Origin of the sequence: Acidiplasma cupricumulans (genome assembly GCF_001402935.1) — an archaeon.
GTDB lineage: Archaea > Thermoplasmatota > Thermoplasmata > Thermoplasmatales > Thermoplasmataceae > Acidiplasma > Acidiplasma aeolicum.
This window is the reverse complement of the sequence record NZ_LKBH01000183.1, coordinates 1-9074: the sequence shown is the minus strand read 5'-3', so window position 1 is coordinate 9074 and position 9074 is coordinate 1. Positions and strand designations below refer to the sequence as shown.

The window sequence follows — 9074 nt, the reverse complement described above, 5'->3', positions numbered from 1 at the left end:
TTATTAAAATTCCGAATATCAAAAAATACTAATCATCAGCGATTGACGAACCATATGGGTCTGATAAAAATTTATCAAATATTGATTTGTCCTGCCATGTTAAACTTTCAAGCTCTATTGCACTCAATACTATTCTACTACCTAATTTTGGAGAAGATATCTCCAGTCTTGTACCGTTCTTTGTATATACCTTTTTAACAGTTACAGTGGCAAATTCATTTGTAATATCTATTGTTTCTCCATCTTTCTCATAATAATTTTTATTTTCCATTTTCATCACAGGAAATTTGATAGATTCATTAACGGTAAAACTGAATTTTCTGGTATTATATTTCTTTTTGCAAGTTTCCATTTATTATTTTCATATCTAAATTTATCTAGTCTTTCATATGCGAAGATTTCTGGATATGCATTGTCTCTTCTGCTTCTATAAAATAATACATATGATTTTACAATTGATTCTGTTTCATTGACTTTTTCAATTCTTACATTTGTAATAAAATGTTTTGTGCGTGATGGTGGATTTTCTGACCATGCATATTCATTCTTATATCTGTTTACCCGCATTAGTATGGATTCTTTATTATCTATAAAATGATACTGAGATTTTGAAAGTTCTAAATCAGTTTCTTTATCCTCCTTTTCCCTTGTAATTCTTACAGGCATTTTATATTCTATATCCTCTGTCAGCATATCTATCCATTTATCATACTGATGATTATCTAATATTTCTGCCTCATATAACAAAACATCAATTAGGTCATTTATATGATTTCCATCCATATTTTTGCTTGAGTATATCATTGCAAATCACCCTTATTCTAATAATTTATTCACAAGTTCCCTCCAAAAAGACATAGACCCTATATCACTTGGGTATGATTGTACATTACCAGGAGCACCAACATCAATTAATGGTTTATATTCACCTACCTTTTCTGCCAGTTTTAGTTTTAACATGCTATTACCAGCATGTGTTTGTGTTATCCAGTTTTCCATATCATCCTCTTCAAAGACACCATTTGCTGTAAATGAGTGTTGATATGCTAAATATGAATATTTTTTTAAATCTTCTGGAGCATCATTTTCAATTGCAAACCAGTTCCATATTTGTGTTTTATCATGAGATATAGGATTCCAAACCCTGAATGTTAAAATAGGTGCTATAGCCTCAGCTGTTGATCCACCCTTAAATGGCATACCTGCATTTAAGAATCCAAAATTTGGGAAGACATTGCCAATAATTGTGCTGGTGGAATATTTAACCCAAAATTTATACTCGCTCTCCGTTAATGTATTTTTTGCCTTTCTAATTAATTCTGGCCACCAATTTCCATACCACTGAGGTGAATCTATTATCCTTGAAAATGCAATTCCATGTCCGTTCCCTGCATCAACCTGCAGACCTGTTAATACTGTATTTGCCTTGATAGTTTCTTTAGGAAAAAGCGCATATCCTGTTGCATGCGCGGTAAATGCGTGATATATATCACCAGCAAAATTATCTGCAGCTGCTTTCCAGTTAAATGGAACAACCCATCTCTGTGGATTTGTGAATGATAATCCTGCTTCAGACCTATTTGAAACAAGATCAAAGTAAAATTTAAAATCACCAAGAAAAGTTGATAAATCGTTTTTAGGTTTTGGATCAAGATTTGCAAAAATAAACCCTTTATATATTTCTACATTTACACGGTACATATTAAAATCATTGTAATTTATAACATCACCTATTGCATGCTTCTGCACTGGGCATCCAACAAGTTTTCCTTTTGTATTATAGACAAATCCATGATATGGGCACCTTATATGGGATGTATTACCAATCTCTGCTTTAACAAATTCTCTACCTTTGTGAGGACACGCATTTAAAAAAACTCTTATCTTATTATCTTCTCCTCTAACTACTATTAATGGTGTTTGTTCTATATATCTTACAACATAGTCTCCTGGATAAGGGATTTCAGATTCGTGAGCGAGGAAATTCCAGCTTGATGCAAATACTTTTATCCTTTCAGCCTCGTAAATTTCAGGATCTGATAAGAGGTATAATGGAACATATCCATCATCTATAAGACTCTCGGCCTCGCCAAGCATCTTAAAGGCTCTTTCACTTAAATTATATTCTAATATTTCTTCATATCTAAAACTTTCATCTTCAGATACAATATCATTAACCTCTTTAGGTTTATTACGAATAGTTTTTATATCACCTTGTACCATATTAAATTATAATATATTATTATATTTAAAGTTTTCTTTTATAATAATGATGATTATATTTAAACATATCTATTATTTAAATTTCCTCCAATTTTTTACAAAAGATTATATAAAAGATTATATAAAGTTAGTTCCATTAGCTAAATTATCTGTTTTCCAACATTTTTAAAAATTATATCATTCTACTTTTTTATTCAGGAAATATATACTGATAACAAATTTGATGCTAAAAAATCTATAGACATATTTATATGATGATTATAATTTCTTTGCTTACAGTACAAGCTTACCAATATTTATATTAATTTTATAATTAAATCTAATCACTTAATATTGTTTTTACAATTTTCAGAGTTTTTTCATAATCAAGCCACTGCAGATTTTTGAATGTCTCCTTAAGTTCTGCATCATTTAAATATATATAATAGGGAAGCATTGTATACTTCTCTGCACCAAGATTTTTAACAAGTTTTTTCATTTCATTGTAATGTTCCATAAATTTATTTTTATCACCGGTTTTAATATATATCAAGCAATAACTTCCATGGGCATAAACCATTCCACCAGGATACTTAACTTGCTCCTGAATTGATAGTGCCATATCAGAATATTTTAAGCTGGAGGTAAAATCACCCTTCATGGAGCTTGCTATAGATAATGCAGCATAGGTTTTACCGTATTCCACAGGAGCATTCAGGTTTTTATTTATTTCTATTGATTTTTTTCCATACTCAATCGCCTCATTAGCATCTAACCAGCAGTATGCCTCGACAAGATTGTTATACAATTTACCCTGTAGGCCTAAAACGTTGAGTTTTCTTGCCAGTTCCATGGAGTTGAAATATTTAGCAATTGCATCTTCCAGCATAAAATTAAAACGATAGATATGACCCTCTATTCTGAGCATCTCTGCAAATTGTACAGTATTCATGTTATTTTCCCCATATCCAGATTCCAGAATATTCAAAGCGTCTAAAAATTTACCAAAAAGAAATGTAATATCTCCTATTTGATTTTGTGATTTAAGATAAATTTCATTATCTTTATTATTTCTATACTTTTCTGAGATCCCATTAAATATAGAAAGTGCATCTTTATACCTGCCCATAACACGCAATGTATCGGCCTTGTAATATGATATATAATCCTTAAAGTTACCAAATAATGGATTTTCTGGATTAATATTTTCAAGAATTTTAATACTGTCTTCCAGCATTCCAATTCTCCTTAGATAGACAGCAAAAAGGAACTGAATACGATCATCATTGGGATGCCTTTTAAGTATTTGGGCTGATATGCTTCCGACAACATTCCAGTACCCCGCATCAACAATAAATATTGAAAGTTCAATAAACTTCTCTCCAATATCTATACCTGATTCCGACATGTAGGAAAGAAGATTCATAACGTTGGGGTAAAAAATCACCATGGATTCATATGGTATACTTTTTTTATTATCATTAAGATATTTTATAACACCTGAAAAAATTTTTTCCATAATCTTCGATTTACCACTTATTGTGGGATTGTTTATAACATACTCATAAAAATTGTCATGTACTTTGTATATACCTTCCAGATTCTCAACTTTTAATACAAATGAATGGCTGGCTATTTCGTCAAAGTCAGATATGGCAATTGGTATATTAAGCTCCTTTACAAGAATTTCAAAGATGTTAAAATTAAAAAAATGAATGTATGATAATGCAATGAAAAGTGTTCTTTCATCATCTGAAAGGTGTGATAGAAACCTAGGTATAATTTCATTGGTTGGAATTATAAAATCATATGCAGTCATATTATTTTTATTTCTCAAATAAATTTCAACGCAGAGGTCAAGGTATAGTGGAAGTCCTTTGCTGCTGCTTATTATGGATTTTCTAATGGATTCATCTAAAATTGGTACGGATCTAAGGAAATAATCAGAATCCTGATCACTGAGATAATCAAGTATGTGCTGATCAAGTATTTCATTCCATGATGGATCCTTTTGCTCCCATTTTATATATTCCCTGCTCCCTATTATAAATAATGTTTGTTTAGAAGAAAGTACTAATTCCTGTATAAATTCATCAGGATCATTATTTGCGAGCTGGAAATCCTGGCGCCTATATATTGATTCATATGAATCAAGAAATATGGCAAATATTGAATTTTTACTTTTTGCAGCTATTGAAATATCTATTCCAAGAAGGTGTGGAAGCCTTTCAGATATTTCCTCCGGATTTCTTTTGCATGAATCAATGGCCTCAATTTCATTATGATATTCCTTAAACTGTATTGAGTACTTTTCCCTGAGCTTTATGGCAATTTTATCTATAAGCCCCACAGGAATGTGTATTGCCTCAAGGATGTCACCTGTTATATCCCAAATAACGCTATTTTTAGGTATAAACTCCTTAATCTGATCAGCAGTTTTTCCTATTGAGGAGAGGTATTTAACAAGGCCATAATCAAAAAGAACACATGGGAACTTTATTTGTTTTCTAAGTCCAAGCAGAACTGCAGATGGGGAGTTGTATTCATTTATATCCATTCCGGCAAATATGATATTTATTTTAATTTTACTTTGTTCTTTATTTCTTTTATCCACGTCATCCATTAGTTTAGATATAAGCCGTGTTTTTCCTATTCCGCCCACACCGTAATAAACCAGAACCTTTCTGGTTATTTTACCTGTAGTTATCGCCTCCAGCCATTGATTGAATACCATCACTGGTTCTATTCTATCCGTAAACTTTTTAATAGCCTGCTGTGTTTTTCTTGAAAACTTGCTCTCAGGCAATGCCACCACCCAAATCTTGAATGCCGTACATTGTACTGTATATGCTTTTTCCATAATCTTCATTACCCTTGCCTGCAGACAGTGATTTATATACATCATCCACAAGTCCTGTGTAATGTGCTAATAATCTATCAGTCTCAGAAGATGAGAACAAAATCTTGGTTCCTTTATCATCTGTGAGTGTAACCTTAAGTTCTGAATGGTTTAGCCTAATTTTTACATTTGTTTCGGGAAACATAAAATCCGTGTATTTAAGTGAGGAGTTTGAAACCCAGTTGGTAACTGTATGTCCAAAGCCGGTGCCATTTTTAGAGTCATTAAACATCATTGAAGCAATTGAAAATAAATCAGAAAAGTTTCCAGAGTAACTATCACCAAATGTTAGTGAATCCAAACTTATATCGTCAAAAATGGAATATAGCATACTTAAAATATTAGACCCACTATCAACCCAGCTTCCTAAAAGACTTAAAGCTTTATTTTGTAATTCACCTCTAATATAATATGGATCAGAAAAATAGGAACAGAAACTTCCTATTTTCCCATAACTTTTATAAAGCTCTTTTAGTGATTTCCTAAACCAGACAATTTCAGGCGAATATACAAAATGAAATGCATTATAAATCAATGCATGATTTACCTTAGCACTTTTTAATAAATTATTATATTCATTTATATTTAGAACTGAAGGTTTCTCCACCACTATGTTTTTTCCAGATAATAAAATTTGAGATGAAGTTGTGTAATGGTTATCTGTCGGTGTGCATACTATGCACGTTTTTATTCGATCATCATCAATCAGGTTTGATAAAGTTTTATAAAAACTATGTCCTGTTATGTTAGTAGATATATTCTTATCATAAATTCCCACGATATTCATTTTACCATTCATTAGTATGGCCTTTTCCCAATACTTTGCAATATAACCATATCCGACAATGGCCACATTTATATTTTCATTCATTTCAACTGACATAATTATCATTATTATATAGGAATTAAAATATTCCTTTACGAATACAACTGATCAATATTAATAAATTTTTGCATTACCTGAATACATAAAAGAAACATTTGTGTGAGGAAGACGTATAATAATTAATTATTCAATACTAAAGCGGGAATAGATAAAATAAAACCTCTATTATTATCCTTATGAATTCATGGAAATGGTGTTTCCTAATAATAAGATACCATATTAAATTACCAGCCTGGAATAGTATACATCTCTTATATTAAGGCTCCAGCACTTATGATTTTTCTATGTTTTTTATCCTGGTGTAAGCATTCTTGAGCAATCTTTGCTTATATCTGTTATACTGGTATTGTGGTAGCGGCCTTAAAGGTTCCCGATCGGCAAGCTTCAGAATCATGGATTTTAATGTTTCCATGTCTTCAGCTTTTTCCAAAATTTTTTTGTCCACAACTTTATTCAAATCAATAATTTTTCTATTAATAATAAGAGGGGTTAAGATAATAAGAATAACAGATAAGGCTAAAAGTGGAAGAAAATAAATTCCATATTTATCTGGCAAATCTATTGAAAGTATATATGATATAAATAACATATCTGCAATCAATACAAACCATAAAAAGATGTCACGAAGCATGATTTTATTTATATTAAACTTTTTACTGTAATAAATCTGGAGCATGTATAATAAAAGTTCAGATTCATTGAATTTATCAAATGCACTTTTATAAATTATTAAATTCCAGTCATTGCCTCTGGTGGTTGCGCCATATAAATTTGCACGGCTAAATTCAGAAATATACACTTCTATATCCTCATCTCCTGTAACTTCCCTTAATCTGGTTGTTAAATCAGTGCTGTATTCTCCCGGAATGCCATTGTATGGCATCTTATCCCTATAATTAATGTAAAACGGTATGGCAATTATTATTAGGTCAAATGGAATGAGCAAAATAATTGAAAAAAGGGTATGAATATTTATTATGAGAAAAATAGATTCCAGTAATATATAAGAAAAAGCAAATACCAATAATGAAAATTTTAAGATTGTTGACCTATTTTTAATATTCTTCTTTATTGAATGATACACAAGTAATGTGATTATAATTGAAAAAATTGGGGCTATAAAATATATACCAATATACTGAAATAATTTCATGCTAATAAAAATGGTAAGATATAAAAAAAAGCCAAGGGAAATTACAGAGGGAATTAAATAAAACATTATGGAACCTTTGGTGGATGTTACATTTTTCATAAAATTTAATAATTTTATTATATTTAAAGTCTTTGCCAGATAATCAGAGACAATCTGGCCCTATTTTTGTTTACTTATTTAATTAAAAGTAAAAGTTAAATATAAATATAAGATAGTGGTCAGGTTGAAGATTGGGTATTTTGGAGAAAAGGGAGCATACAGTAATATAGCCGCAGAAAGACTGGCTGAGGGCGAATACGTTCCATACAAATTTATAAGGTCAATTTTTGATGGCATAAATAAAGGGGAGATTGATTTAGGTGTGGTTCCTATAGAAAATTCAATTGAGGGTGCAGTCAGTGAGACGTATGACAATCTTTACCGGGATAATTTATTTATTGTAAAGGAATATTACCTTAGGATAAGCCACTGTTTGATTGGATTTCCGGATAGTGAAATAGATGATATAAGATACGTTCACTCACACCCTCAGGCACTTGCACAATGCTCCGATTTCATTTTCTCGCATAATTTTATACCTGTAAGTGAGTATGATACCGCAGGAAGTGTGGAAATTGTAAAAGGTTTAAAGGATAAAGCCAGGGCGGCAATAGCCAGTGAGCTGGCAGCGTCCATATATGGTATGCATATTATCCAGAGGGAAATTGAAAATAATAAAAATAACTATACCAGATTTTTCCTATTATCCAAATCTCCCGAAAAGCCAGATGGTAAAACCAAAACAAGCATGGTGTTCTCAACATCAAACACACCAGGTGCCCTTTACAGGGTTCTTTCCATTTTCGATAAGTATTCAATAAATATGTCAAAAATAGAATCGAGGCCGGTTAAATTTAATCCTTTTAATTATATATTCTTTGTCGATATAGAAAATAATAAAAATACAGAAAATGCAATAAATGAAATAAAAAATATTGCAGGAACTTTAAAGATTTTGGGAACATATAAGGATGCATCATTTAATTTTAATTCATAAAATTTTAATATGTGTGATTAATATTATATCTAATAATAAATTAGATACAGGAGTTAGAAAAACTTATGAATCTTAGGAGAATTTTGCTGGATGTTGACAAGGGTTTGAACAGGCCAACGCTTACAGAACTTGCGGGATCAATAGAGGAGGTCCCTGGTGTGGAGGCCGTAAAAATAACAGTTACCGAGATGGATATGGAAACAATGGGCACAAGTATAATAGTTGAGGGCATGAATATTAATTATAATTATTTAATAAAAACTATAGAGGATATGGGGTGTGCCATACATTCAATTGATGAAGTGGTTGCCGGGAAGCACATAGTAAAATGAAAAACAAATTTTTATTTCCATTAAGCATTGGATTATCTGATGGAATAATAACTGCCCTAATACTTGCATCTGGTGGCATCTTGGCACATAATGGCATATCCATATTTCTGGCATTCAAGATCTCATTTGGGTCTGCCTTCGCAGGTACCTTTAGTTATTTTATAGCACAGTATGCAGGTTTGAATGAGGAACTTCACAGAACGGCATTGCAGCTTAATTTAAGATCCACATCTTATTTATTAAAGGGGAAGCTGGGTGATAGAATATTTCTTGAATCCATTGCAGGTTCGTTAATGGCAGCCCTTTGCGGTTTTGCAGGTGCATTAATTCCACTTCTTTCCTCTTTAATCATAAAAAATAATATAATTATACCCTTGGCATTTTCATACATATCACTGGGAGTTCTTGGACTGTTTATAAGCAAAACAACAGCCGGCAGTGCAAAATTATGGGTTTTAATTATGATTTTAATAGGCATAATAGTTACCGTCGCCGGATTTTATTTAAAGTTAATAGTTTAATCATTTTATACTATGTTGTACAGACATGCGTGGAGTCACCATGCA

9 protein-coding genes are annotated in these 9074 nt (G+C 31.4%); 3 read left to right on the top strand and 6 right to left on the bottom strand.

What is annotated here, in order from left to right; genetic code table 11:
- Positions 1-28: 28 nt before the first annotated feature.
- From AOG55_RS05230 to AOG55_RS05205, 6 genes are all read right to left on the bottom strand, one after another.
- A complete protein-coding gene (locus AOG55_RS05230) occupies positions 29-271 on the bottom strand; it encodes a hypothetical protein (protein WP_048101368.1) in 243 nt (80 codons plus the stop codon).
- A 5-nt stretch (positions 272-276) separates the two neighbouring features.
- Positions 277-804 (bottom strand): aromatic-ring-hydroxylating dioxygenase subunit beta, encoded by a 528-nt coding sequence (locus AOG55_RS05225; RefSeq protein WP_052656691.1) that lies wholly within the window; start codon positions 802-804, stop codon positions 277-279.
- A 12-nt stretch (positions 805-816) separates the two neighbouring features.
- Positions 817-2223: an aromatic ring-hydroxylating oxygenase subunit alpha gene (locus tag AOG55_RS05220; RefSeq protein WP_052656690.1), complete on the bottom strand. Its 1407-nt coding sequence runs from the start codon at positions 2221-2223 to the stop codon at positions 817-819.
- A gap of 319 nt (positions 2224-2542) precedes the next feature.
- Positions 2543-5062: a tetratricopeptide repeat protein gene (locus AOG55_RS05215; protein WP_156318767.1), complete on the bottom strand. Its 2520-nt coding sequence runs from the start codon at positions 5060-5062 to the stop codon at positions 2543-2545.
- Positions 5001-5984 (bottom strand): Gfo/Idh/MocA family protein, encoded by a 984-nt coding sequence (locus AOG55_RS05210; RefSeq protein ID WP_055041003.1) that lies wholly within the window; start codon positions 5982-5984, stop codon positions 5001-5003. Before AOG55_RS05210 ends, AOG55_RS05215 begins: the two co-directional genes overlap by 62 nt.
- Positions 5985-6258: 274 nt before the next feature.
- Positions 6259-7239 (bottom strand): hypothetical protein, encoded by a 981-nt coding sequence (locus AOG55_RS05205; protein WP_048101189.1) that lies wholly within the window; start codon positions 7237-7239, stop codon positions 6259-6261.
- A 124-nt stretch (positions 7240-7363) separates the two neighbouring features.
- On the opposite strand from AOG55_RS05205, the gene pheA reads away from it, so the two are divergent.
- The 3 genes from pheA to AOG55_RS05190 all read left to right on the top strand — a co-directional run bounded on the left by pheA (position 7364) and on the right by AOG55_RS05190 (position 9029).
- Positions 7364-8176: a prephenate dehydratase gene (pheA, locus tag AOG55_RS05200; protein WP_048101188.1), complete on the top strand. Its 813-nt coding sequence runs from the start codon at positions 7364-7366 to the stop codon at positions 8174-8176.
- Positions 8177-8241: 65 nt separating this feature from the next.
- Positions 8242-8508, top strand: coding sequence for a DUF211 domain-containing protein (locus AOG55_RS05195; RefSeq protein WP_048101187.1), 267 nt, complete (start codon positions 8242-8244; stop codon positions 8506-8508).
- Entirely contained in the window at positions 8505-9029 is a 525-nt protein-coding gene (locus AOG55_RS05190; protein WP_048101186.1) for a hypothetical protein, read from the top strand. The genes AOG55_RS05195 and AOG55_RS05190 overlap by 4 nt, the downstream gene beginning before the upstream one ends.
- Positions 9030-9074 lie beyond the last annotated feature (45 nt).

Bases quoted from the DNA above. Each gene is read 5' to 3' on its own strand.
- AOG55_RS05230 (WP_048101368.1), bottom strand. From the start codon at position 271: ATGGAAAATAAAAATTATTATGAGAAAGATGGAGAAACAATAGATATT.
- AOG55_RS05225 (WP_052656691.1), bottom strand. From the start codon at position 804: ATGATATACTCAAGCAAAAATATGGATGGAAATCATATAAATGACCTA.
- AOG55_RS05220 (WP_052656690.1), bottom strand. From the start codon at position 2,223: ATGGTACAAGGTGATATAAAAACTATTCGTAATAAACCTAAAGAGGTT.
- AOG55_RS05215 (WP_156318767.1), bottom strand. From the start codon at position 5,062: ATGGAAAAAGCATATACAGTACAATGTACGGCATTCAAGATTTGGGTG.
- AOG55_RS05210 (WP_055041003.1), bottom strand. From the start codon at position 5,984: ATGTCAGTTGAAATGAATGAAAATATAAATGTGGCCATTGTCGGATAT.
- AOG55_RS05205 (WP_048101189.1), bottom strand. From the start codon at position 7,239: ATGAAAAATGTAACATCCACCAAAGGTTCCATAATGTTTTATTTAATT.
- AOG55_RS05195 (WP_048101187.1), top strand. From the start codon at position 8,242: ATGAATCTTAGGAGAATTTTGCTGGATGTTGACAAGGGTTTGAACAGG.
- AOG55_RS05190 (WP_048101186.1), top strand. From the start codon at position 8,505: ATGAAAAACAAATTTTTATTTCCATTAAGCATTGGATTATCTGATGGA.